The sequence below is a fragment of the Nocardiopsis dassonvillei subsp. dassonvillei DSM 43111 genome (genome assembly GCF_000092985.1).
Lineage (GTDB): Bacteria > Actinomycetota > Actinomycetes > Streptosporangiales > Streptosporangiaceae > Nocardiopsis > Nocardiopsis dassonvillei.
The window spans coordinates 2,734,597-2,758,033 of sequence record NC_014210.1; the positions used below are offsets into that span (position 1 = coordinate 2,734,597).

Annotated in this window: 26 protein-coding genes and 1 pseudogene; 12 read left to right on the top strand and 15 right to left on the bottom strand. The window is 73.0% G+C overall.

Features of this window, described 5'->3' with window-relative positions:
* Positions 1–531: 531 nt before the first annotated feature.
* The 3 genes from NDAS_RS11300 to NDAS_RS11310 form a co-directional block, all read right to left on the bottom strand.
* The gene (locus NDAS_RS11300; RefSeq protein WP_013153313.1) at positions 532–1,287 is read right to left on the bottom strand and encodes a 3-oxoadipate--succinyl-CoA transferase subunit B; all 756 of its coding nucleotides are present in this window, start codon (positions 1,285–1,287) and stop codon (positions 532–534) included.
* Positions 1,284–2,114: a CoA transferase subunit A gene (locus tag NDAS_RS11305; RefSeq protein WP_013153314.1), complete on the bottom strand. Its 831-nt coding sequence runs from the start codon at positions 2,112–2,114 to the stop codon at positions 1,284–1,286. Before NDAS_RS11305 ends, NDAS_RS11300 begins: the two co-directional genes overlap by 4 nt.
* Before the next feature lie 342 nt (positions 2,115–2,456).
* On the bottom strand, positions 2,457–3,125 hold the full coding sequence (locus tag NDAS_RS11310; RefSeq protein WP_013153315.1) for a sulfotransferase family protein: 669 nt from the start codon (positions 3,123–3,125) through the stop codon (positions 2,457–2,459).
* Between the two features lie 361 nt (positions 3,126–3,486).
* Between NDAS_RS11310 and NDAS_RS11315 the strand changes: the two genes are divergently transcribed.
* Positions 3,487–4,290, top strand: a complete 804-nt coding sequence (locus tag NDAS_RS11315) for an IclR family transcriptional regulator domain-containing protein (protein ID WP_013153316.1) — start codon at positions 3,487–3,489, stop codon at positions 4,288–4,290.
* A 179-nt stretch (positions 4,291–4,469) separates the two neighbouring features.
* Here the strand turns inward: NDAS_RS11315 and NDAS_RS11320 are convergent, their stop codons facing one another.
* A complete protein-coding gene (locus tag NDAS_RS11320) occupies positions 4,470–4,994 on the bottom strand; it encodes a CGNR zinc finger domain-containing protein (protein WP_041552717.1) in 525 nt (174 codons plus the stop codon).
* 25 nt (positions 4,995–5,019) lie between these two features.
* Between NDAS_RS11320 and NDAS_RS28885 the strand changes: the two genes are divergently transcribed.
* Positions 5,020–5,187: a hypothetical protein gene (locus NDAS_RS28885; protein ID WP_019611479.1), complete on the top strand. Its 168-nt coding sequence runs from the start codon at positions 5,020–5,022 to the stop codon at positions 5,185–5,187.
* Positions 5,188–5,207: 20 nt separating this feature from the next.
* Here the strand turns inward: NDAS_RS28885 and NDAS_RS11325 are convergent, their stop codons facing one another.
* The gene (locus NDAS_RS11325) at positions 5,208–5,612 is read right to left on the bottom strand and encodes an ACT domain-containing protein (protein ID WP_013153319.1); all 405 of its coding nucleotides are present in this window, start codon (positions 5,610–5,612) and stop codon (positions 5,208–5,210) included.
* A 169-nt stretch (positions 5,613–5,781) separates the two neighbouring features.
* Between NDAS_RS11325 and NDAS_RS11330 the strand changes: the two genes are divergently transcribed.
* The gene (locus NDAS_RS11330) at positions 5,782–6,663 is read left to right on the top strand and encodes an aldo/keto reductase (RefSeq protein WP_013153320.1); all 882 of its coding nucleotides are present in this window, start codon (positions 5,782–5,784) and stop codon (positions 6,661–6,663) included.
* A gap of 295 nt (positions 6,664–6,958) precedes the next feature.
* Entirely contained in the window at positions 6,959–7,840 is an 882-nt protein-coding gene (locus tag NDAS_RS11335; protein ID WP_013153321.1) for an aldo/keto reductase, read from the top strand.
* Positions 7,841–7,947: 107 nt separating this feature from the next.
* Here NDAS_RS11335 and NDAS_RS11340 read toward each other — a convergent pair whose 3' ends face one another.
* Positions 7,948–8,469 (bottom strand): GNAT family N-acetyltransferase, encoded by a 522-nt coding sequence (locus NDAS_RS11340; RefSeq protein ID WP_013153322.1) that lies wholly within the window; start codon positions 8,467–8,469, stop codon positions 7,948–7,950.
* A 456-nt stretch (positions 8,470–8,925) separates the two neighbouring features.
* Between NDAS_RS11340 and NDAS_RS11345 the strand changes: the two genes are divergently transcribed.
* Both NDAS_RS11345 and NDAS_RS11350 read left to right on the top strand, forming a co-directional pair.
* Positions 8,926–10,761 (top strand): glycoside hydrolase family 13 protein, encoded by a 1,836-nt coding sequence (locus NDAS_RS11345; RefSeq protein WP_013153323.1) that lies wholly within the window; start codon positions 8,926–8,928, stop codon positions 10,759–10,761.
* Positions 10,762–10,831: 70 nt separating this feature from the next.
* Positions 10,832–11,539 (top strand): hypothetical protein, encoded by a 708-nt coding sequence (locus NDAS_RS11350; protein ID WP_041553138.1) that lies wholly within the window; start codon positions 10,832–10,834, stop codon positions 11,537–11,539.
* Positions 11,540–11,569: 30 nt separating this feature from the next.
* Here the strand turns inward: NDAS_RS11350 and NDAS_RS11355 are convergent, their stop codons facing one another.
* Positions 11,570–12,328: a thioesterase II family protein gene (locus NDAS_RS11355; RefSeq protein ID WP_013153325.1), complete on the bottom strand. Its 759-nt coding sequence runs from the start codon at positions 12,326–12,328 to the stop codon at positions 11,570–11,572.
* A gap of 286 nt (positions 12,329–12,614) precedes the next feature.
* Between NDAS_RS11355 and NDAS_RS11360 the strand changes: the two genes are divergently transcribed.
* A complete protein-coding gene (locus NDAS_RS11360) occupies positions 12,615–13,106 on the top strand; it encodes an MFS transporter (protein WP_013153326.1) in 492 nt (163 codons plus the stop codon).
* An 84-nt stretch (positions 13,107–13,190) separates the two neighbouring features.
* Here the strand turns inward: NDAS_RS11360 and NDAS_RS11365 are convergent, their stop codons facing one another.
* Positions 13,191–13,475: a hypothetical protein gene (locus NDAS_RS11365; RefSeq protein ID WP_013153327.1), complete on the bottom strand. Its 285-nt coding sequence runs from the start codon at positions 13,473–13,475 to the stop codon at positions 13,191–13,193.
* Positions 13,476–13,533: 58 nt separating this feature from the next.
* On the opposite strand from NDAS_RS11365, the gene NDAS_RS11370 reads away from it, so the two are divergent.
* Positions 13,534–14,169 carry a hypothetical protein gene (locus NDAS_RS11370; RefSeq protein WP_041552720.1) on the top strand — a complete coding sequence of 212 codons (636 nt, stop codon included), beginning with the start codon at positions 13,534–13,536 and terminating at the stop codon, positions 14,167–14,169.
* 45 nt (positions 14,170–14,214) lie between these two features.
* On the opposite strand, the gene NDAS_RS11375 is transcribed toward NDAS_RS11370, so the two are convergent.
* From NDAS_RS11375 to NDAS_RS11395, 5 genes and pseudogenes are all read right to left on the bottom strand, one after another.
* Positions 14,215–14,532 (bottom strand): L-rhamnose mutarotase, encoded by a 318-nt coding sequence (locus NDAS_RS11375; protein WP_013153329.1) that lies wholly within the window; start codon positions 14,530–14,532, stop codon positions 14,215–14,217.
* A gap of 225 nt (positions 14,533–14,757) precedes the next feature.
* Positions 14,758–15,825, bottom strand: a complete 1,068-nt coding sequence (rhaS, locus tag NDAS_RS11380) for a rhamnose ABC transporter substrate-binding protein (protein ID WP_013153330.1) — start codon at positions 15,823–15,825, stop codon at positions 14,758–14,760.
* Positions 15,822–16,942 (bottom strand): annotated as a pseudogene (locus NDAS_RS11385) (ABC transporter permease). Before NDAS_RS11385 ends, rhaS begins: the two are co-directional and overlap by 4 nt.
* On the bottom strand, positions 16,926–17,948 hold the full coding sequence (locus NDAS_RS11390; RefSeq protein WP_013153332.1) for an ABC transporter permease: 1,023 nt from the start codon (positions 17,946–17,948) through the stop codon (positions 16,926–16,928). The pseudogene NDAS_RS11385 and the gene NDAS_RS11390 overlap by 17 nt, the downstream one beginning before the upstream one ends.
* Entirely contained in the window at positions 17,945–19,462 is a 1,518-nt protein-coding gene (locus NDAS_RS11395; RefSeq protein WP_013153333.1) for a sugar ABC transporter ATP-binding protein, read from the bottom strand. The genes NDAS_RS11390 and NDAS_RS11395 overlap by 4 nt, the downstream gene beginning before the upstream one ends.
* A 280-nt stretch (positions 19,463–19,742) precedes the next feature.
* Here NDAS_RS11395 and NDAS_RS11400 point away from each other — a divergent pair, with 280 nt between their 5' ends.
* From NDAS_RS11400 to NDAS_RS11410, 3 genes are all read left to right on the top strand, one after another.
* Positions 19,743–20,792, top strand: a complete 1,050-nt coding sequence (locus tag NDAS_RS11400; RefSeq protein WP_013153334.1) for a LacI family DNA-binding transcriptional regulator — start codon at positions 19,743–19,745, stop codon at positions 20,790–20,792.
* 108 nt (positions 20,793–20,900) lie between these two features.
* Positions 20,901–21,482 (top strand): hypothetical protein, encoded by a 582-nt coding sequence (locus NDAS_RS11405; protein WP_013153335.1) that lies wholly within the window; start codon positions 20,901–20,903, stop codon positions 21,480–21,482.
* Positions 21,483–21,578: 96 nt separating this feature from the next.
* On the top strand, positions 21,579–21,908 hold the full coding sequence (locus NDAS_RS11410) for a DUF3140 domain-containing protein (RefSeq protein ID WP_013153336.1): 330 nt from the start codon (positions 21,579–21,581) through the stop codon (positions 21,906–21,908).
* Positions 21,909–22,015: 107 nt separating this feature from the next.
* Here the strand turns inward: NDAS_RS11410 and NDAS_RS11415 are convergent, their stop codons facing one another.
* Positions 22,016–22,198 carry a DUF397 domain-containing protein gene (locus NDAS_RS11415; RefSeq protein WP_013153337.1) on the bottom strand — a complete coding sequence of 61 codons (183 nt, stop codon included), beginning with the start codon at positions 22,196–22,198 and terminating at the stop codon, positions 22,016–22,018.
* A complete protein-coding gene (locus NDAS_RS11420) occupies positions 22,195–22,965 on the bottom strand; it encodes a helix-turn-helix domain-containing protein (protein ID WP_013153338.1) in 771 nt (256 codons plus the stop codon). Before NDAS_RS11420 ends, NDAS_RS11415 begins: the two co-directional genes overlap by 4 nt.
* Before the next feature lie 98 nt (positions 22,966–23,063).
* Here NDAS_RS11420 and NDAS_RS11425 point away from each other — a divergent pair, with 98 nt between their 5' ends.
* Entirely contained in the window at positions 23,064–23,405 is a 342-nt protein-coding gene (locus NDAS_RS11425) for a hypothetical protein (RefSeq protein ID WP_013153339.1), read from the top strand.
* Positions 23,406–23,437: the final 32 nt, after the last annotated feature.

The following is a 23,437-nucleotide window of genomic DNA, read 5'->3' on the forward strand; positions in this document are numbered from 1 at the left end:
GCCTCCCCCGTGGTCGGCACCCGCCGCGCGCTCAGTCCGCGCGACCGGTGCCGTCCCCGGGGCCGGTGTCGGCCGCCTCGCCGGTCCTACCCGATCCTGCGCGGGTGACCCGGTCGGTGAACACCGAGGCCGAGCCCAGGTACCGGGCCGTGCACGATGACGCGCCGGCCCGGGGCTCCCCCTCGTGCTGGCGGGCGGGGGCGTGGTCGAGACTGCCGGGCGGTCCTGGCTCAAGAGGGCGCGGTGATCCCGGTGGACGCGTGCGGGAGCGGGGTGGGCGCGGGGCGGTGCTCCCGTAGCCGGGGGAGTCCAGCGGCGGGTGGCCGTCGTGGTCGCGGACGTAGCCGGGCATGTACAGCCCGGGCGCCGGGCGAGCCTCGTCGGACGGGGTGGGGCATGGCGGTGTTCCGTCTCGTGCGGCTCCGGCCTCGCGACCGCCGCTGGGGGGCGGGGAGGTCTGTCCGGTCTGGAGGGCGGGCCGTCCCAGCCGGTCCCGGCGGCGCGGACGGGACCGGTGCCCGCGCGCGTCCCTCAGGCGGCCCCGGTCAGGGAGCGCACCACCGCCAGCTCCCCACCCGTGGGCTCGGGGGTGACGGCGAGGTCGTCGGCCACGGCGAGGTCCCAGCCGGTGGCCTCGCGGACCGCGTCCGCCTCCACGCCCGGGTGCACACCGGTCAGGACGAGTTCGCGGGTGAGGGGGTCGGGTTCGAGCACGCCGAGGTCGGTGATCACCCGTACCGGACCGGCGCCGCGCAGGCCCAGGCGTTCGCGGTCGCCGGGGCCCGAGCCGTGGCCGACCGAGGTGACGAAGTCGACCTTCTCCACGAGGGCGCGGCGGCTGTGCCGCATGATGACGACGACCTCGCGGCAGGAGGCGGCGATCTCGGGGGCGCCGCCCGCCCCGGGCAGGCGCACCTTCGGGTCTGCGTAGTCGCCGATGACGGTGGTGTTGATGTTGGCGTACCGGTCGATCTGGGCGGCGCCCAGGAAGCCGACGTCGATCCGTCCGGCCTGGAGCCAGTAGTTGAAGACCTCGGGGACCGAGACCACGGTGTCGGCGGTGTCGGCGAGGACGCCGTCGCCGATGGACAGCGGCAGGTGGTCGGGGACGGCGCCCAGGGTGCCGGACTCGTAGACCATCCACAGGCCCGGCGCGTGGGTGCGGCGGGCCACGTTCGCGGCGGTGCTGGGCAGGCCGATGCCGACGAAGCAGGACATCCCGTCGCGCAGCGAGCGCGCCGCGGTGACGGTCATGATCTCGTCGGAGGTCCAGGGCGCGGCGGTCACAGGCCCCTCCCGGCGGGCTCGACCGGGGCGGGGGCCCTGGTGAGCTCCTCCAGCCAGGCGGTGAAGGCTCCGCGGTCGCGGCCGACGGCGTCCCAGGCCCGGTAGGCCTCGTTGTCGCGCTCGTAGTAGCCGTGGGCGTAGGAGGGCGCGGCACCGCCGGGGACGACGCTGACCCGGTCGACCACGCGCGCGGGCAGGACGACCTGGCCGGGGACGGGGTCGAGGGTGTCCACGACCTCCTCGACGGTGGCCAGGGCGCGGTCGGCGGCCAGGACGGCCTCCTTCTGGATGCCGGTGATGCCCCACAGCTGCACGTTGCCGCGGCGGTCGGCGCGCTGGGCGTGCACGATGGTGACGTCGGGGTTCAGGGCGGGCACGGCGGCCAGTTCCTGTCCGCTGAAGGGGCAGGTGACGGACCTGATGTTGGGGTTGTCGGCGACCAGGTCGGTGCCGGAGTAGCCCCGCAGGATGGCGAAGGGCAGGCCGGAGGCGCCCGCGACGTAGCGGTTGGCCATTCCGGCGTGGCTGTGCTCCTCGATCTCCAGGGGCACGGGCCAGGAGGAGGTGACGGCGTCGCGGAAGCGGTGCAGCGAGCCGACCCCGGGGTTGCCGCCCCAGGAGAAGACGAGCTTGCTGGCGCATCCGGCGCCGATGAGCTGGTCGTAGACGATGTCGGGTGTCATGCGCACCAGCGTGAGGTCGCGCAGGCCCTGGCGGATGATCTCGTGCCCCGCCGCCACGGGGATGAGATGGGTGAACCCCTCCAGTGCGACGGTGTCGCCGTCGTGGACCAGCTCGCGTACCGCCTCGTCCAGGGGCACGATCATGGAGCACTCCTGTTCGGCTGCCGAATGGTTGTTCTCAGAGCGAACATCCCGGCTATGACCGTAACGCCGTTCCCGAGCGTGGTCAAGGCACGCGTGAGGACCGCACCGTGCGTGCGGTGGAGGGAATCACGAGGGGCCGGACGTCCACCCGGACGGCCGAACGGCCGCCTCCAGCGGCGCAGCAGCGGGGCGGCGGGCCCTCCTCGGACCGGGGGCGCCTGCGGCAGGAACCCGGCCGGAGTCCGGCGCCGCACCGGACGAACGGCTCGCCGAGACGCCACGAAGGCCAGGCGCCGGGACCGGGCTCAGGCGGCGCGGAGCCCGGCCAGAGGGGGCTTCCGGTCAGGTCGCGGGTTCACCGCGGCGCCACCTCTCGTGCTTGGCGCGCATCTCCTCGGTGTCGTTGAGGCGGGGGAAGGGCTCGTCGGGGACGTCGGCGCCCAGGAAGGCGCACAGGCGCTCCCACCCCTCCCCTGCCCGGTACACCAGCAGCCGGTCGGCCGGGACCTCCGCGACCACACGGGCCGTGTGCCGCTCGAAGGCCGCCACCGCGGTCGCCTCATCGGGGTTCCCGCCGGAGGGGACCCCGAAGTGCGAGAGCCACATGCGGTCCAGAAGGGGGAGGATCGTGCCCAGCAGGGGCGGAACCCCCGCTCCGGTCGGCTTGCCTCCGGCTTCGCTCACGATCTTGAAGATGGTCGCGCGCATGCTCTCGTACCACCGGTGCGGGTCGCGGACGGTGAGCAAGATCCTCGCGTCCGGGAAGGCGTCGGCGAGTTCGCGCCAGAAGAACGACAGCGGCCAGTCCACGCCCGAGCGCCAGCCCTCCAGCAGGCGCGCCCAGTCCACCTCCCCGGCGGGGGTGTCCGCGATCCCGGCCCAGCGGGCCGCCAGGTCCGAGGAGTCCAGCACCTCGGACATGTGGTGGCAGGGGCCGAAGCCGAGCCGTTCCAGCGCGGCCTTCACCGACGTCGTCCCGGTGCGCGGGAAGCCCGCTCCGATCACGTCCACCGTCGTCCCCCTCGGTCGTCGCAGGGCTTGGCGCCCGGAGCAGGGGCGCCCCCTGGTCACTTTCCGTTGTAGCACGAACACTCCGGGCGTGAGGGGCTGTCGCCGATATCCGGTCGGGACGGCCCCGGCGGGAGGCTGGTGGCGACCCGGCGGGAGGACCGCCCGCGCCGTCCGGGGGCGTCGGGGCGCCGCCGGGAAGAGCGTGCGCTCCCATTCCCCGGCGGACCTGCCCGGCGGACGCGGCGGCGCCGGACGCCCCCGCGGCGCCCCGGGAACGGGCCCCGCCGCTCCGTCCGACCGGTGTGAGAACCTTTCCGGGGGCCGCGGCCAGCCGCCCCCGCAACCGAACCGGGAAGAGCAGATGCCGACCGAAGAAGAAGAGGCCCGCGGCGCCCACTTCGTGCAGTCCCTGGAGCGCGGCCTGACGGTCATCCGCGCCTTCTCCGCCGAGCGGCGCTCCATGACGCTCAGCGAGGTCGCGCGCGAGACCGACCTGACCCGCGCCGCCGCACGCCGTTTCCTGCTCACCCTGGTGGACCTGGGCTACGTGCGCACCGACGGCAGGCTGTTCTCGCTCACGCCGCGCGTGCTGGAGCTGGGTTACGCCTACGTGGCCTCCGCCGGGCTGCCCGACGTGGCCCAGCCCCACCTGGAGGACCTCTCCGCCCGGGTGCACGAGTCCGCCTCGGTGTCGGTGCTGGAGGGAGACGACGTGCTCTACGTGGCGCGTGTGGCGACCTCACGGATCATGGCGGTGGCCATCCGGGTGGGCACCCGCTTCCCGGCCTCGGCCACCTCGATGGGCCGGGTGCTGCTGGCCGGGCACGACGACCGGAACCTGGACGCCTACCTCGCGCGGGTGGAGCTGGCCCCGCTGACCCGGTTCACCATCACCGACCCGGCCGAGCTGCGCGCCGAGCTGGAGCGGGTGCGCGAGCAGGGTTACGCCATCGTCGACCAGGAGCTGGAGGAGGGCCTGCGCTCGCTGGCCGCGCCCATCCGCGACGGCTCGGGCCGGGTGATCGCGGCCGCGAACGTGTCCGCGCACGCCAACCGGGCCTCGATCGAGGACGTGCGCCGCGACCTGCTGCCCGCGCTGCTGGAGACCACCGCGCGCATCGAGGCCGACCTGGCCTCGGTGGCGCGCCGCGACGCGGGTTCCTGACCCCCACCCTGCGGTTGCGGGCCGCCCGGCGACGCGGGAGCCCTCCCGGCGAGGGCCTGACCGGTGGCGCCCGGATCGCACCCGCCGCGACGCGGGAGGCCTCGGCGAAGGTCTGGTGGCGCCCTGAACGTCCCCGCCGCGACGCGGGCCCCGGGGCGGACGGTCGGCCGGGCCGCGCGTCAGGTCCGGGCCGCCCGGGCACGGTGGCGCCGGACGGCGTCGCGGTTGCCGCAGGCGGGCGAGCAGTAGCGCTGGCGCCCGCCGCGCGAGAAGTCGGCGTAGACGCGGTCGCAGCCGTGCGCCGCGCACCGGCCGAGCCGGTCCATGCCCCGGCCGGTCAGGTGCAGGGCGGTGCCGACGGAGACCAGCGCGGCCACCTGACGGTGGGCGGGCAGCAGGTCGGGGCGGTAGTGCAGGTGCCACCCGGTACCCGCGTGGTCGGTCAGGCGCGGGGCGGCGGAGAACTCGATGAGCAGCGGGTTGAGCCGTTCTGCGCGGGCGGGCGCGTCGGGGGCGTCCACCACCCGCGTCCAGCGCCTCAGGAACTCACCGACGGCGGCCACGTCGTCCTCGCCCACGGGGCGTTCGAGGAGGAAGCCCACTCCCGCGCAGCGGCGCTCCAGGTCCGACACACCGCTCAGCGGCCGGTTGACCAGGTCCACGGCCAGGGTCACCGGATCCTCGCCGTAAGGGTTGAGATGCATAATGCCATTACACCAGACTGGCCCGATGCACACACGGCACGAACACCACTGGACCACCGAGTCGGACCACACCACCAGCGAGGGCGTCGTCGCCTACCAGCGCTGCGCGTGCGGGGGGCGCAGGGTGATCCTGACCCGGGCCTTCGGGCTGCTCCAGGACGACCTGGCCTCGGTCGGCCCCGCGCGGGGGTGAGCCGGCGCGGTGGCGTGGGCTCAGCAGCCCCCTTCGGAGCCGAGGAGGGCCCGCAGCACCGCCACCGCCCGCTCCCCCGCCTCCTCGGGCACGAACACGTGGTCGTGGTGGAAGCCGGACACCACGTCGCACGGCAGACCGGCTCCGGTCAGCGCGGCGGCCACCGCCGCCACCAGAGCCACCGCCTGGGCCCCGGCGGGGGCCTCCAGCGTGATCCAGGCGAGCGCGTCGTCGTGGGGCAGCCCGGCCGCGTCGGCCTCCTCACGCGGGCACACCACGGTCAGGGCCTCGTCCTCGGCCACCGTGACCACCGGGCGCACCCCCTCGGGCAGGGACGCGCGGTCCGGCACGGTGGTGAAGACGTAACCGCCCGGGCGCAGCCGGACCCGCGTTCCCGCCAGCAACCGCTCCAGCTCCCCCGCCACCCGGTCCCCCTCCCCGGCGCACCCGTGGCGCCTTGCGGGCGCGCGCCGCCTCCTGAGATCCTGCCCGCAACACCGCCGGGAACGCGAATCCACGCATATGGGAACCGTGCGGCGCCCCCCACCTGGAAGTTCTGAGCACACGGCCCCAGCGCCGTCCGGAAGGGACACCGTGACCGACCTACACGCCACACCACACATCGCCCGGGAGTCGGGAACCTTCGCCATCGGCGGCGACCTGCCGGTGCACCGCCTGGGCTTCGGGGCGATGCGCATCGTCGGCGAGGGGGTGTGGGGGCCGCCCCGCGACCGCGACGAGGCGCTGGCCGTGCTGCGGCGCGCGGTCGAGCTGGGCGTGAACTTCATCGACACCGCCGACTCCTACGGCCCCCAGATCAGCGAACAGCTGATCCGCGAGGCGCTCTACCCCTACGCCGACGACCTGGTCATCGGCACCAAGGCGGGTTTCGCGCGCACCGGACCGGCGCAGTGGCACATACTGGGCCGCCCCGAGTACCTCAAGCAGCAGGTGGAGCTGAGCCTGCGCAACCTGGGGCTGGAGAGGATCGACCTGCTCCAGCTGCACAGGATCGACCCCGAGGTGCCGCTGGCCGACCAACTGGGCGCCCTGGTGGAGCTGCGCGAACAGGGCAAGATCCGCCACATCGGACTGAGCGAGGTGACGGTGGACGAGCTGTCCGCCGCCCGCGCGGTCACGCCGGTGGCGTCGGTGCAGAACCAGTACGCGCCGTCGTTCCGCCAGTCCGAGGACGTGCTGGAACAGTGCGAGAAGGACGGGACGGCCTTCCTGCCCTGGGCGCCGGTCGGGCGCGGCGAGCTGGCGGGGCCGGGTTCCCCGCTGACCGCGATGGCGGCTGAACACGGGGTGACCCCGGTGCAGCTGTCCCTGGCCTGGCTCCTGCACCGCTCGCCGGTCATGCTGCCGATCCCGGGCACGTCGCGGGTGGCGCACCTGGAGGAGAACACGGCCGCCGCCGCGGTGCGGCTGACGGAGGCCGAGACCGAGCGCATCAGCCAGTACCTGGGCACCTGATCCGGGTTCCTCCGGGACCGCGTCGCGGACTCCGGGCCCCGGGGGTCCGCGGCGGGGCCGCCCGCACCGGACGGGCGGCGGGCACCGGGCAAAAGCACCGTTGACGGACTTCCTCCCCCACGGGGGCCGCGCGGAGTCGGGATTGGGCTCCGACGCGCCCCGTGGTTGCTTGCGACCGGTCCCACCTGCTGAGATTCTTCCCGGGACACCGCCGGAGGCCCGGTCTCGCGCGTCCCCGCCCGGTTCCCGCCCCGGCTCCGCACGCTCGGCCCAGCGCCGTCCGGAAGGAACCCTCATGACCGACGTACACACCGCACCGCACACCGCCCGGGAGTCGGGAACCCTCGTGATCGGCGGCGACCTGCCGGTGCACCGCCTGGGCTACGGCTCGATGCAGCTCGTCGGCCCGGGGGCGTGGGGCCCGCCCCGCGACCGCGACGAGGCGCTGGCCGTGCTGCGGCGCGCGGTCGAGCTGGGCGTGAACTTCATCGACACCGCCGACTGCTACGGACCCCAGATCAGCGAGCAGCTGATCCGCGAGGCGCTGCACCCCTACCCCGAGGACCTGGTCATCACCACCAAGGTGGGCTTCGCCCTCACCGGGCCGGGTGAGTGGCACCCCCTGGGCCGCCCCGAGTACCTCAAGCAGCAGGCGGAGCTGAGCCTGCGCAACCTCGGCGTGGAGAGGATCGACCTGCTCCAGCTGCACAGGATCGACACCCAGGTGCCGCTGGCCGACCAGCTCGGCGCCCTGGTGGAGCTGCGCGAACAGGGCAAGGTCCGCCACATCGGAATGACGGGGGTGACCCTGGAGCAGCTCTCGGCGGCCCGCGCGATCACACCGGTGGCGTCGGTGCAGAACTGGTACGGTCCGATCTCGCGCAAGTGCGAGGACGTGCTGGAACAGTGCGAGAGGGACGGGACGGCCTTCCTGCCCTGGGCTCCGCTGGGACGCGGCGAGCTGGCGGGGCCGGACTCTCCCCTGGCCCCGCTGGCCGCCGAGCACGGGGTCACCCCGGCGCAACTGGCGCTGGCCTGGCTGCTGCACCACTCGCCGGTCATGCTGCCGATCCCGGGCACGTCGCGGGTGGCGCACCTGGAGGAGAACACGGCCGCCGCCGCGATCAGGCTGTCGGAGTCCGAGACCGAGCGCATCGCCAAGTTCCTGGACGGCTGAGCCCGTGAACGCGTGCGGCCCCGCCGGGAGACCGGCCGGGCCGCACGTGTCCGGAGCGGGCGGCGTCCGCCGCCCCACGGGGGCCGGCGGCGGGCCGTTCGCCCGGTTCAGCTCGGGCGCAGGCGAAAGACCTGGAGTCGCATGTCGTAGTACTTCTCGGTCTCGCCGACCCACTCCATGCCCAGTCTGCGCGCCACGGCCATCGCCCGCTCGTTGTTGGGACGCGCGACCGCGAAGACCTCCTCGATGCCCTGTTTGAACGCCCACGCGATGATGGCCTGGCTGGCCTCGGTGGCGTACCCCTGGCCCCACACGTCGGGACGCAGCACCCAGGACAGTTCGAAGTCCTCCTCGAAGGGCGGCAGGAGCTTGAGCGAGAGCCCTCCCACGAGCTGGCCGTCCTCCTCGCGGACGATGGCCCAACGCCCCGCGGGCGGAATCAGGTTGGGCCCCGCCTCGACCCAGGCGTGCAGAACCAGGCGCATCGCGTCGGTGTCGTGCACCGGATGCCATTCCGGCGTCAGCCAGTGCGCGACCTCGTCGGCCCCGTAGATGCGCAGGGCCTCCTCGGCGTCGTCCAGCTGCCACTCCCGGATGAGGAGTCGGTCGGTCGGCAACTCAAGGCTCATGTCACCACCGTAACCCGGGACAAACCACCACGACAGGGGGGAAGGGCAACAGACTCGGCATCCGGCCGGAGGGGCGCACCCCCGTCCGCCGACCCGTCCGTGTCCGCGGACGCCGAGCCCCGCGAACAGGACCCGAACCGGTCCGTCACGACCCCTTTACACCGCGTATCGCGGCCGTTAAGGTGACCAGCACGTCTGGGAGCGCTCCCAGACGGACGGCCCCGAAACGCACCCGCCGACCCGCCTACGACGCCCGCGGAGCCGCCCCCGATCCCCTGGGGCCTCATGCGCGGGACGCCGCCGGGAAGCACCATGCGCCACAAGACCCGGGCTGGTGCTTAAAGGATTCGCGACGCCCGACTCCCGTTGCGATACTGACCAGTCCGGACCGGACCCCGCCGCCCACGCGGCGGGGTCCGCTCACGTGTCAGCACCCCGCAGCCCAGGAGCCGCCCCATGAAGTTCGTCCGCGACCCCCACCACGACGGATCCCCCGACCACGTCAGCGTCGGGGAGGGCCGGGCGCGACTGCGCGTGCGCGTGCCCGGAGGCGCGGACGCGGTGTACGCCCGCGTGGTGGAGGACGGCGAGGGCGTCACCTTCCGGGCGGAGAGGACGCACGCCTCGGACGGCGCCGTCTGGTTCGAGGCGAGTGTGCCGCTGCGCCCGGTGGTGACCAACTACCGGTTCGCGATCGTGCGCGGCACCGAGTACACCTGGCTCAACCAGGAGGGCGTCCACGGACACGAGGTGACCGACGCGGCGGACTTCCGGCTGATCGACGGTCCCCCGCCGCCCGCGTGGGTTCCGGGCACGAGCGTCTACCAGATCTTCCCGGACCGCTTCGCCCGCGACGACGACTCCGTCGAGCCCCCGGCCGAGCACCCCGACTGGGCGCTGCCCCGCTCCTGGGACGACGAGCCCTCCGCCTTCGGGCTGACCGCGACCCGCGAGTACTTCGGCGGCACGCTCGACGGGGTCCGCCGCCGCCTGGACCACCTGGCCGCGCTGGGCGTGGAGGTGGTCTACCTGACCCCCGTCTTCCCGGCGCGCTCCACGCACCGCTACGACGCGGCCACCTTCTCCGAGGTGGACCCGCTGCTGGGCGGGGACCGGGCCCTGCGGGAGCTGGCGCGGGCCGCGCACGAGCGCGGCATGCGGGTGATGGGCGACCTGACCACCAACCACACCGGGGACGCCCACGAGTGGTTCCTGGCGGCTCGGGCCGACGCGGACTCCGCCGAGGCGGGGTTCTACCACTTCACCGACCACCCGGACGGCTACGTGGGCTGGCTGGGTGTGCCCAGCCTGCCCAAGCTGGACTACTCCTCGGCCGAACTGCGGCGCAGGGTCTACGGCGCCGACGACTCGGTGCTCGTGGGCTGGCTGACCGGGCCGGACGCGCTGGACGGATGGCGCGTCGACGTGGCCAACATGACCGGGCGCAACGGCGCGCAGGACCTCAACCGCGAGGTCTCCGGGGAGATCGCGGCACGGATGCGCGAGGTGGACGACCGGCGGGGCGGCGACGGTTCGTGGCTGCTGGCCGAGCACTTCCACGACGCGGGCCCCGACACCCACCACGACGGGTGGCACGGGGTGATGAACTACGCCGGGTTCACCCGGCCGGTGTGGACCTGGCTGAACACCGCGCCCGAGCACGTGCGCTACCTGCGCACGGACTCGCCGCTGCCGCGCGGCGGCGCCGAACAGGCGGTGCGGGCGATGCGCGCGACCAACGCCGGGCTGCCCTGGCGGGTGCTGACGCACAGCGTGAACGCGCTGAGCACGCACGACTCGACGCGCTTTCGGACCGTGGTGGGCGGCGACGCCGGCCGGCACGAGGTCGGGGTGGCGGCGCAGGTGACCCTGCCCGGCGTGCCGTTCGTGTTCGCGGGCGACGAGATCGGCATGGAGGGCGTGGACGGGGAGAACGCCCGCAGGCCCATGCCCTGGCACCGGCCCGAGGCGTGGGACACAGGGACGATGGAGGCGCACACCCGGCTGCTGGCCCTGCGCCGGGAGCTGCCCGCGCTCCAGACCGGCGGCCTGCGCTGGTTGGACGCGGGGCCGCACCACATGACGTTCCTGCGCTCGCTCGAAGGCCGGGTGGTGCTGGTGCACCTGGCCGACGGACCGCACGGGGGGCTGTCCGCGGCCCTGGCCGACCTGGACGTCTCGGGTCTGGAGGTGCTCGCCCGGGGCGGCGGGGCTCGGGTGGTCCTGGAGGGTTCGGAGCGGGTGGAGTTGGCGGCGGACGGGCCCGGCTACGTCATCGCGTCCGGGAGCTGACGCACCGGACCGGGGCGGCGTGACGGGTTCCGCGCCGCCCCGGCAGGAGCTGGGGAAAGGGGTGGAACGGGTGGCGGGGCGACCGGGCTCGGGAACGGGCGGCGATGACGGCCGTGCGTGGGACGCGCGGTTGGGCTGGGCGTACGGACTGACGGCGGACGATCCCGCCGAACGCGCCGCGGCCCTGCTCCGCCTCGCTGAGGCCCGGGAGAACGTCAGGGCGGCCGTCACCCGGTTCAACGAGTGGTTGCGGACCCCGGTCCCCGGGGACCGGGAGGGGCACCGGAAGGCGGAGTACCTCAAGGCCTACGCGCCGGTCCAGGAGTCCCAGGGGTACTTGCTGCCCGATGCGTTGTGGAACCGTCCCCGGGGGGACGTCCGGGCATGGCCCGGCCTCCCGTACGCGCTGCTCTACCTGGAGTGGGAGGCGAAGTACCCGCGGGAGTGGACCCGGCACGCCAAGAAGTGGGGCACGAAGGAGCGCCTCGTGCGCGACGTGGCGGTGGCCGGGCACGACGAGGCGGTCAGGGCCAGGCTCAGCGACCTGGTCGAGACCGTCGTCCGGCGGCGTTACCGCTGCAAGGACCGCGAGTACGTGCGGGTGGCCCGCGTCCTGGACGGTGAGGACCTGCGCGCCAGGCTGACGGCGGCCGCCGGGTCGGACCATCCGTGGGCGCGCCGCCACGCCGCCTACGTCCTCTGGCTCCTCGACCGCCCCGGGGTACCCGACACGCGCAGCGTCTGGCGGACGTGGAACACCGAGGAGTTCCGGGGCTGAACCGGCGACGCACGCCGCGGGACAGCGTGTCTAGACCTCCTGGGGCAGGGCGGCCTGGACGTCCTTGACGATCCGGGCGACCACGTCGCCGGTCCGGCCGACGAAGTAGAAGTGCTCGCCGGGCAGGATGTGGCGCTCCACCGGCCCCGAGGCGCGGCCGTCCCAGGCGGCGAGGCGCTCGGGCGTGACGCCGGGGTCGTCCCGGCCGCCGAAGACCGACAGCGGCGTCCGCAGCGGCGGGGCGTCCGGATCCGGGCGCCAGGTGTCGACGAGTTCGAGGTCGGCGCGGATCAGCGGCTCCACGAGCTTCCACTGCTCGGGGTCGTCCAGGGAACCGACGGCGGTCCCGCCCATGCGGGCGATGCTCCGACGCAGCCGCTCGGAGGACAGCAGGTGCCGGGGATCGTCGTGTTCGGGCCCCGGGGCCGGACTCCACGCCGACACCCCGAGCCAGGCGGGGTCGGCGGGGCCGTCGGCGGCCAGCAGGGCGGTCAGTTCGTGCGCCAGGAGCGCGCCCATGCTGTGGCCGAAGAACCCGAAGGGGCGGTCCAGTTCGGGGGCCAGGTGCGCGCGCAGGTGGCGGGCGAGTTCTCCGGCGTTGCGGAAGGGCTCCTCCGCCGCCGTCCGGCCGCGTCCGGGCGCCTCCACCAGGCACACCTCCCAGTCGGCCGGGAAGTGGCGCACCCAGGGCCGGTAGCCCAGGGAGGATCCGCCCGCGTGGTGCAGCAGGAAGATCCGGAAGCCTGCCCGGGGAACGGGTCGGGGCCGGATGAGGACGCCCTCGTGCACTGCCTGTTTCCTCGCTGTCCGTGTCCGGGTGCGGCCGTACGGCCACCGCAACAGAGCAAAGCTACCAGTCGGTAGTACCAGTGGGTAACAACGCGCCCCGTCCCGGGCACGCTCCCCCCGCCCTGGAACACGCCCCCCTACCCGCGCAACACGCGGGAACACCCGGCTCCTCCGCCGCCGGAGAGGCCGCGAAGAACACCGTCACCGTCCCGCGTCCGCCGGAAAACCACTCGCCGGGACACGGGGGCCACCGGCACACTGGGGGCTTTGTCACAAGGAGGCCCCGATGGGTACGCGTGCGCTGCCCCCGACCCTGCGCCACCGGGGGTTCGGCCTTCTCCTCGCGGGCAGGGGCTCCGGCGAACTCGGCTCGGCGATGCTGCCCGTGGCCGTGGTCGGCCTGGTGCTGGCCGGACACGGACCGCTGCTCCTGGGCCTGGTCCTGGGCGCGCGGTGTGGCATGCCCGCCTGGCTGCTGCTGACCGGCTACGCCGCCACCGGCACGGGCTTCATGCTCCTGGGCGTGTACTGGCACACCGCCCTGCAACGGGCGATCCCCCAGGACCTGCTCAGCGTGGTGATCAGCGTCGACGAGGTGGGCAGCTTCGCGCTGGAACCGGTCGGGTACGCGCTGGCCGGGGCCCTGGCCCAAACCGTGGGGCCGCGCCCCGTGCTGGTCGGCGCGGCCGTGGCCGGGCTGGTGACCACGCTCGTGCCGCTGGCCGTTCCCGGCGTCTCCCGCCTGGCCGACCCGGACCGACCGGCCGCCGCGCTCTGACGACACACGGGACACACCGGCCACACGCTTTCCCAGCCCGCCGCGGGGGGAGGCTCGACGCCGGTCCTCCCCCGCCGGGCCGCCTCAGACCGAACGGTCGACGCGGCCCCTCACCAGCCCCAGGGCCGCCGCCGCGGAACGCCGCACCCCGGCGGCCAGCCCGGACAGCCGACGGCGCCACACGGGCACCCCGAGGTCCTCCCCCGATTCCACGGCCGTTCCGGCCGCCTCGTCCGTCCCGGCGGCCCCGGCCTGGGCGGCGCGCTCACGCAACCGGTCCCTGACCTGTTCGGGGGTGTAGGCACGGCGCTGCCGCTGGTCCCGCGCGATCACCGCGCCGGTCGCCGCGACGCCCACGAAAGCGGCCACTCCAAGGGCCTTCCACCAACGCATGTTCCCTAGGCTAGTGGGTGTGGCAGACACGAGCATGTCCCTGAACGAGGCGCTGGAGCTCACCCGGACCGGTGACGTCTGGGTCTTCCGCGGCACGAGCGCGGCCGACCGCGCCATCCAGATCACCACGAACAGCCCGGTCAACCACGTCGGCATGTCCATCGTGGTCGAGGACCTGCCGCCGCTGATGTGGCACGCCGAACTCGGCCGGTCCCTGCCCGACGTGTGGACCGGCAGGCACCAGCGCGGCGTACAGCTGCACGACCTGCGCGACGCCGTCCTGGTGTGGGGCCGCAAGTACGGCCAGCGCGGCTGGCTGCGCCAGCTCGACCCCCTGGCGGACGGCGCGATGGAGGACGCCGCCCTGCGCACGGTCGCCCGGCTCAACGGCACCCCCTTCCCCTCCACCACCCAGATGGCCGCCCGCTGGGCGCGCGGACGCCTGCCCCTGCGCAAGCTGCCCTTCGGGAGGGGCGCGCGCGAGCGCGCGCTGGAGACCGCCTACTGCGCCGAGGTGATCGCCCTGACCTACGAGGCCATGGGCCTGCTGCCCTCGGGGCGCCTGCCCGGGTACTACGACCCGGGGCGGTTCTGGAGCGGCGACGACCTGGAGCTGGAGGGCGGCGCGTCGCTGGGCGGGGAGATCCGCGTGGACCTGCCCGCCGAGTGACCCCGAACGCCCGGAGGGAGGGGCCCGGCACCGGGCCCCTCCCCGTCAGGCGAGGTGGAAGACCTCGGTCAGCGGCACCATGCCCTCGTCGGGACGGCCGGGCAGGCCCTCGAAGAACGGCGCCATCTCGGCCTGCCAGCGGGCGTTGACGTCGGTTTCGGCCATCGCGGCGCGGGCGGCCTCGAAGTCCTCGGTCTCCAGGTAGCCGACGACCATGCCCTCCTCGGTGCAGAACAGCGAGTAGTTGTGCCAGCCGGTGGCGCTGAGGGCCTCGCGCATCTCCGGCCACACCTCGGCGTGCCGTTCCCGGTACTCGGCGAGGCGTTCCCGGCGGACCTTGAGGATGAAGCAGACGCGCTGCACGGACGTCCTTCCTGTGGGACGGATACGGATGAGGCGCGACAGACCATGACGGTTCTGTGCGAAGTGGTACGGATTGCGGCACGTCGGGCCGGGCGGAGTCGCCCGGGCCCGGTTTCCGTGTGCCGGACGCCCCCCGGAACGGCTCCGGGACCGGGGAGCGCGCCCGACCGCGGAGGCTCCCCGTGTCCGGGGTGCCGCCCTCGGGAGCGGCACCCGGGGACGGGCTCAGAAGTCGAAGTCGTCCACGTTCCCGGCGTCGAAGACCTGCGGCGGGCCGAGCACGATCTCCCCCTCGGTCTCGAAGGTGAACTCGCCCAGGCGTCCGGCCGTGAAGGTCTCGCCCTCGGCGCCGGTGATCTGTCCGGCCCTGAGCGCCGCGCCGGTGTACCCGGCCAGGTAGCCCAGGTCGAGCGGGTTCCACAGGGCGAACCGCCCCACGGTGCCGTCGTGCACGAACTCGCGCATCTGGTTGGGCGTGCCCAGGCCGGTGACGGCCACCTCGCCCCGGTACTCGGAGTCGCTGACGTAGCGGGCCGCCGCGGCGATGCCGACCGTGGTCGGCGAGACCACGCCGTCCAGGTCGGGGTGGGACTGCATGAGGCCCTGCATCTCCTGGAAGGACTCCAGGTCGTCGTCGTTGCCGTAGACGGTCTCGACCAGCTCCAGGTCGGCGTACTCCTCCTCGGCCAGCACCTCCTCCATCGCCGCGATCCAGGCGTTCTGGTTGGTGGCGTTGGGGGTGGCCGACAGCACCGCGAAGGTACCCTCGCCGCCCAGGTCCTCGGCGATCATCTCGACCAGGGTGCGGCCGATGAGCTCGGTGGAGGACTGGTTGACGAACACGTCGGTGCAGTTGGCGTCGGAGTCGTAGCCGACGATGGCCGCGCCGTTGTCGCGGGCCTCGTTGAGCGCGGGGCAGACCGCGTCGGGGTCGTTGGCGGCGATCACGATGACGTCGCTGCCCGCCTGGCTGGCCGCGTTGACGTACTCCACCTGGGAGTCGGCCGTGGCCTCGGTGCCGCCGCGCTCGGTGGCCGTTCCGCCGACCTCCTCGACGGCCTCGGCGCCGCCCTGGTTGACGATCTCGAAGAAGGGGTTGTTGAGCTGCTTGGGCAGGAAGTCGATCTTCAGGCCCTCGGGGATCCGCGCGTCCGGGTCGGCGGTCCCGGTCGGCCCGGTCTCGTTCTCCTCCTGGGCGTCCTCGATGGTGGTGCCCCCGCCGCAGGCGGCGGTCATCAGCACCGCGAACGCGGACGCGGCCAGGAGCAGGTGGCGTGGGCGGCCCTGGGTCATGAGTGTTCTCCCTTGGTGGGGGCGGACGCGGCGGACGGTGCCGCGTCCGGGGGTGAGGAGGGGCTGGGTCCGGACGCGCGTCTGGCGCGCATCCGAGCCACGAGGTTGGGGGTGACGACGGAGGCGATGAGGATGAGGCCGGTGACGATCTGCAGGACCTCGCTGCTGATGCCGAACAGCTGGAGGGCGTTGCGGATGGCGCCCAGCAGCACGACGCCGCTCAGCACGCCCAGGACCGAACCGACCCCGCCGAAGATGGACACCCCGCCGAGCAGGACGGCGGCCACGACCTGGAGTTCCAGGCCGAGGGCGGTGTCGGCGCGGGAGGTGCCGTACTGCAGGGTCCAGAAGACCCCGGCCCCGGAGGCCACCGCGCCGCTGAGCGTGAACAGCCAGAACTTGGTCCAGCGCACCGGCACCCCGGTGAAGCGGGCGGCCTCGTCGTTGTTGCCGATGTCGAACAGCGAGCGGCCGACGGCGGTGGCGTGCAGCAGCACCCCGAACAGGACGGCCAGGGCCAGGACCGCCACGGCGATCCACGGCAGGCCCTCCACGCCCAGGAAGGGCGCCCGGGCGCCGCTGACCCAGCTCCGGGGGTAGCTGGCCACGGCGCGGTCGCCGAGCATCACGTAGGCCAGACCCCGGTACAGGGCCATGGTGCCGATGGTCACGGCCAGGGACGGCAGCCCGCACACGGTGACCAGGAACCCGTTGAAGGCGCCCAGCAGCGCGCCCGCGGCCAGACAGATCCACAGGGCCGTCTCGATGGCGACCCCGGCCTCCCACAGCACGCCCAGGGTGGCGCTGGTCAGCGCCAGGGTACTGGCCACCGACAGGTCGATCTCGCCGGTGATGACGATGAGCGTCATCGGCAGGGCCATCAGGGCGATGGCTGCCACGCTCAGCACCAGGAAGTCGATGTTGCGCGCGGTGGCGAACATGTCCACGAACAGCCCGGCGGCCAGCAGGGTGACCACGAGCGCGCCCACCACGGGCGCCTCGCGGGCCGAGAGCGGCGACCGGATCCGGCCGGGGCCGCCGGGGCCCCGCGCCGGGGCGCCCCCGGGAGCCCGGTCGGGGGCGGGGCGGTGACGGTGCGTTCAGGCGCCACGGGCACCTCCTCCTCGAAGCCTGCTCGCGGTGCGCACCGCGAGCAGCCGGTCCAGGCCGATGGCGGCCAGGATGAGCGCGCCCACCACCGCCTGGTGCCAGAACTGGTCGACCCGCCAGATGGGCAGGGCGGCGGTGATGGTGGTGAGCAGGACGGCGCCGAGCGCGGCGCCGTAGACGGTGCCCACGCCGCCCGCGATGGCCACGCCGCCGACCACGGCCGCGGCGACGACCTGGAGTTCCATGCCGGTGCCCACGGTGGAGTCGACGGTGCCGTAGCGGGCGGCGAAGAGCACCCCGGCCAGCCCGGCCAGGGCGCCGTTGGCGGCGAAGGCCCAGGTGACGCGGCGCGCGGCGGGGATGCCGGAGAGCCGAGCGGCGTCGGCGTCGGAGCCGATGGCGTACAGCTCGCGGCCCGAGCGGTAGCTGGCGAGGTAGAAGCCCACGACGGCGACCACGACGATGGCGACCGCGGCCGGCAGGGGCACGCCCAGGACGCTGAAGCGGCCCAGGAGCAGGAAGGAGTCGGGCATGTCGTGGGCGTTGACCTGCCCGCCCCCGGCCCACCAGTGGTTGAGGCCGCGGTAGGCGTACAGGGTGCCCAGGGTGACGACCAGGGCGGGAACCCGCACGGTGGTGACCAGCAGGCCGTTGAGCAGACCCGCGACCAGGCCGACGCCGACCCCGGCGAGCATCGCGACGGGCACGGGCAGGCCCGGGAAGGTCACGAACAGCAGGCCGGTGCCGAAGGCCGACAGGCCCATGACCGAGCCGACCGAGAGGTCGACGTTCCTGGTGATGAGGACCAGGGCCTGGCCGACGGCGAGGACGGACAGGACGGTGGCGCCCAGGAACAGGTCGCGCACGCCCTGGCTGGACAGGAAACCGGGGTTGTACAGCCAGGTGGCGGCCACGAGGACCACCACGGCCAGGAGCACGCCGAGTTCGCGGAACTGGAGCCCGCGGCGCGCGGCGGGAGCGGGGGTGGGGGCGGTGCTGACCGTGTTCGTCATGCGGCCTCGCTCGGCCGCTGTCCGGTGGCCGCGTACATGACCGACTCCTCGTCGGCCTCCGCGCGGTCCAGGTGGGCGGTGATCCGGCCCTCGTGCATGACCAGGACCCGGTCGGCCATGCCCAGGACCTCGGGGAGTTCGCTGGAGACCATGACGATGGCCAGCCCCCGGCCCGCGAGGGCGGACAGCAGGCGGTGGACCTCGGCCTTGGTGCCCACGTCGATGCCGCGTGTGGGCTCGTCCACGAACAGCACGCGGGGATCGGTGGACAGCCACTTGGCCAGGACGACTTTTTGCTGGTTGCCGCCGGAGAGGGTGGAGACGGGGTCGGTGAGGCGGCCGAACCTCAGGTTCAGGCGCTCGCCCCACTCGCGGGCGGAGTCGCGTTCGGCTCGGGGGCGCAGCAGCCCCAGGCGGCTGAGCGCTCGGCGGCGGGTGGCGGTGGCGTTGCGCTCGATGGAGGACTCCATGACCAGGCCCTGCTGGCGGCGGTCCTCGGGGACCAGGGCCAGCCCGGCGGCCATGGCGGCCCGGGGCCGCCCCGGCGCCAGCGGCCTGCCCTCCACCCGCACGGTGCCCGCGTCGTAGCGGTCCACGCCGAACACGGCGCGGACGACCTCGCTGCGTCCGGCGCCGACCAGCCCTGCCAGGGCGACGATCTCCCCGGCGCGCACCGAGAAGGACACGTCGGCGAACACGCCGTGGCGGGTCAGGCCGTCGACCTCCAGCAGGACCTCGCCGCGCTCGGCCTCCTCCTTGGGGTAGAGGCTGCTGACCTCGCGGCCGACCATGCGGCGCACGACGGTGTCCACGTCCAGGTCGCCGGTGGGGTCGCAGGAGACGAACGCGCCGTCGCGGACCACGGTGACGCGGTCGCACAGGGCGAAGACCTCGTCGAAGCGGTGGGAGATGAACAGCAGCGCCGCACCGGAGTCGCGCAGGGTGCGGGCGACGGTGAACAGGCGTTCGGCCTCCACACCGGACAGGGCGGCGGTGGGCTCGTCCATGACCAGGACCCGCGCCTGGCGGGTGAGGGCCTTGGCGATCTCCACGAGCTGCTGGTCGGCGATGGACAGCCCGCGTGCGGGGCGGTCGGGGTCCATGTCCACGCCCAGGCGCGCGAAGACCTCCCGGGTGTCGCGGCGCATGCGGCCGCGGTCGATGGTGCGCAGGCGAGTGCGGGGCTGGCGGCCGACGAAGATGTTCTCGGCCACCGACAGGTCGGGGAACAGCGTGGGTTCCTGGTAGATGACCGCGACCCCGGCGCGCTGGGCGTCCACGGGCGCGGCGAACTCCGCGGGGCGGCCGTCCACGAGCACCTGCCCGCCGTCCGGTCGGTGCACCCCCGCGATGGTCTTGACCAGGGTGGACTTGCCCGCCCCGTTCTCGCCCACCAGTGCGTGGATCTCTCCGGAGCGCAGTTCCAGGGACAGCCCCCGCAGGGCCCGGACGCTTCCGAAGGACTTGGTGACGTCGACCAGGGCGAGCGGTGGGGGGACCTCTGCTGGGTCCACGTGCGCCCTCCTTCTCCGTGCCGTGTCCGGCGTGGCGACCCCGAACATGGCAAAAACGTTTTAATATGAAGTGGATGTTAAGTGCCCCACATCACACCGTCAAGAGGATCACCCGAGAATTCGCAGGTCTCGCCCCGATAACGCCCCCCTTGAGGTAAGCCCTTTCCAGCACGCCACGGACCCCAGAGCACCTCGTCTCGGACAACGGATTGACACGTTTCAATCGGAGTGTGAGTACGATGCTTCGCATCGCCCTCCGCACACGCACGGGAGAAGCCCCTTGTCCACCAGGTCCCCCAACGCACGCCGAGGCGTGGGTATCACCGAGGTCGCCCGGCGCGCCGGGGTCTCGCCCGGAACCGTGTCCAACGTGCTCAACCGCCCCGAGCGCGTCGCCGAGGCCACCCGCCTGCGGGTCGAGGCGGCCATCACCGAGCTCGACTACGTGCGCAACTCCTCCGGCAGCAGCCTGCGCTCGGGCCGCAGCGAGTCCGTGGGGCTGCTCGTGCTGGACGTGACCAACCCGTTCTTCACCGAGGTCGCCCGGGGCGTGGAGGACGAGGCGGCCGGATCCGGGCTCGCCGTGGTGCTGCTCAACTCCGCCGAGAAGCGCGAGCGCCAGCAGCGCAACGTGCGCCTGCTGGCCGAGCAGCGCGCGGCCGGGGCCGTGGTGATGCCGGTGGACGACGACCTGTCGGACCTTCTGTGGCTGAGCCGCCAGGGGACCTTCTGGGTGGCCCTGGACCGGGGCGACGTCGCCGAGGACGTGGGGTGCAGCGTCAGCGTGGACAACCACGCGGGCGGGATGGCGGCCGGGAGGCACCTCATCGGGCTGGGGCACGAGACGGTGACCTTCCTGACCGGGCCGTTCGCCATCGAACAGGTCAGGCGCAGGCACGAGGGGCTGCGCGACGCCTTCACCGAGGCCGGGCTGGACCCGGACTCCTGCGTGCGGGTGGTCGAGCAGCCGCTGCTCAACCCCGAGCAGGGCGAGCGGGCGGTGGACGCGATCCTGGGCGGGGGGCCGCGGCAGCGGCCGCGGGCGGTGTTCTGCGCCAACGACCAGCTCGCGCTCGGCGTGATGAAGGGCCTGGGCCAGCGGGGCCTGCGGGTGCCCGAGGACATGTCGGTGGTGGGCTACGACAACGTGGACTTCGCCGACCTGGTGCACCCGGGGCTGACCACGGTGGCCCAGCCCAAGTACGAACTGGGCCGGGCGGCGATGCGCCTGCTGGAGTCGGAGCTGAACCACGGCGAGCACGTCCACGAGCGGGTGCTGTTCACGCCGGAGCTGGTGGTGCGGGGTTCGACGGCGGTGTACCGGGACTGACCCGTGTTCCCTCGGTCCTGGGTTCTCCGTGCTTGCGGCCGTGGGAAAGCCCGGGCAAAAGCCCTGCTCAGGGTTGTAGCGGTCCGGCGGGAGGGGTAGTCGGCCCACATGGGCAAGGACGCGGACGACTACCGCAGGGACTACACCGACCCCAAGTTACGGGAGAGGCTCAAGGAGCGGATCAAGGCCTCGGACAAGGGCGGGGCCGCCGGGAAGTGGTCGGCGCGCAAGAGCCAGCTGCTCACCCAGGAGTACGAACGCGAGGGCGGCGGCTACCGGCACCCGGACCGCAGGAGCGGCGAACAGCGCGACCTTCGGAAGTGGACCGAGGAGGAGTGGCAGACGGCCTCCGGCGACGCGCGGGCGCGCGACAGCGGTTCCGAGGAACCCGGGGGCACCGACCGCTACCTTCCGCGCCACGCCTGGGAGCAGCTCAGTCCCCGGGAGCGGCGGCAGGCGCGACGCGCCAAGCGCCGTGACGACGGACAGGGCAAGGGGCGTTCGCCGAACCCTCCGGCCGCGGAGTCGGCCCGCAGGTCCGTCGAACTGGACCGGCTGCCCGCCGCCGAGGCCGCCAAGAAGGCGCGGGGTATGTCCTCGAAGCAGGCCCGCAGCGCAGCCGAGCACGAGCGCGGGCACAAGGCCCGCAAGACCGTGCTACGCGTGCTCGACAGGCGCGCCGAGGGCTGACCGCGCAGGCGCGGACACAGGCGGAGGCACAGGCGGAGGCACAGCCGCGCCGAGGGCTGGCCGGGGAACGGACAACGGGGAGACGGGGGCGGGGACATGGACGAGAAGCAGCGGCGGCAGGTCCGGCAGGAGTTCGGCGAGGCGGTCAACATGACGCCCAAGGAGCTGGAGCGGTGGCTGGAGACCGACGAGTCGAAGTCCGTGGGCGAGGGCGACGGGGAGTCCAAGGGCCACCGCTCGGGGCGGCGGATCGTGGACATCCTGCACGCTTCGCAGGGTGATCTGCAGGAGGAGGACTACGAGCACATGCGCAAGGTCACCGGTTACGTGCACCGGCACCTGGCGCAGAAGCCGTCCGGGGACCCGAGCGAGACCCCGTGGCGGTACTCGCTGATGAACTGGGGGCACGACCCGCTCAAGGGCTGACGCGCCGCGCTGAGTGGCCTGTAGGTGCGAGACCCCCGTTCCAGGAGGCGGAACAGGGGTCTTGCCGTCTCGGGGGGAGAGCGCCGGGAACGCCGGGAACGCTGTCGCTAGCGGGGGGACGAAGCCAGCAGGGAGAGGAGGGAGGTCCACTCGCGGCGGTCGAAGCTGAGGTGGCCCAGCTCCCGGTTCTGGGTGTCCCGCACGAGGGTGTCGCGGCCTTCGCTGACCTCCACACAGTTCCCGCCCGACGTGCTGTAGCTGGACTTGTGGAAGTCGCGTCGCTCGTTCACCGTAGCTCCTCCAGAAGCTTTCGTGACTGGGTGGCGGGGAGAGCGCTACCCAGTGCTTGTTTCACCAGACCATGCAAGCGGTCGTACACCTTCGTGTCCTCATACAAGGTAGCGCCGTCCACATGGTCGCTCACAGCCGCTTTCCCACCATCACGAAGATGGAACAGCAGCAGCATGGACGTCACCCCGAGCAGGATGGAGTCCTCCGGGACCAGATGGAAGCGCATCCTGCCCATTTCAGCAATGGACAAAAGGTGTGAAGCCTGCTCTTTCCGAACCCGGTCAGGGACGCAGGTCACCGCCGTCACAGGGAAGACCGCGATGGTCCGAGGGTTATTGAGCTTTCGCAACTGCTCGTACCTGCCACACCTCAGTTCCACCAAGCGTTCAAGGTCACCCGGCTCGCGTCCCATCAGCGACTCCTCGAACACCAGTCGCGCGTAACTCGGAGACTGCAACAACCCGGGCACCAGCAAGGGAGATATGAGGTCTATCGCCTCGGCTGCCTCCTCCAGTCGCGAGACGCTGTGCATCCACTGCGGGAGCCCTTCCGCCTTCGCGAACTCCCACACGCTGACAAGCCGCCCCTGCAACTCCAGTGCTTTGTCCACTTTCTCCACTTCGCTCCGAAGCGGAACTACGTGGTTGTTCTCCCATCGGGAGATGGTCGATGGGCTCAGGTTCACCAGCGCCGCAAGCTTGCGGAGGGTGTAGCCAGAGTTATTGCGCTCTTCGGCCAGGTATGCACCGAAATCGTGTTGCACCATAACCCAAAGCTAACCTCGGCGTTCCTCCTGGAACCATCTCTTTGTAGATACAAATCGCTCACTGGAGGAACAGAACTCCCGCGTCGGATGCTGGGGGCATGAACGAAACACGGGAATCCTCCGACGACATGTTCGCCGCTGCCATCGCCGCCTTCCAGAGTCAGCGGGGCCTGACCTTCACCGTCGAGTGGCGGCGCTTCCCCTGGACCCACGGCCCCGACGTCGAACGCGCCCTCGCCGGCCCCTCCTACCTGGGCAACGTCGTCATCGGCCTCAAGGACGACTTCTCCTGGAGCTACCAGGACCGGTACGGCACCTGGAAGTACGTGCAGCGCGACCGGCTCGACCTCCTCGTGGACTCCGTGGTCGAGGACAGGGCCGGGTTCCAGCCTCCGCTGCCGAACCGTTCCGCCTACCGTCAGGTTCGCGGAACGCAGTGAGTACAGGAAGACAAAAACGGCGATATCGCCAC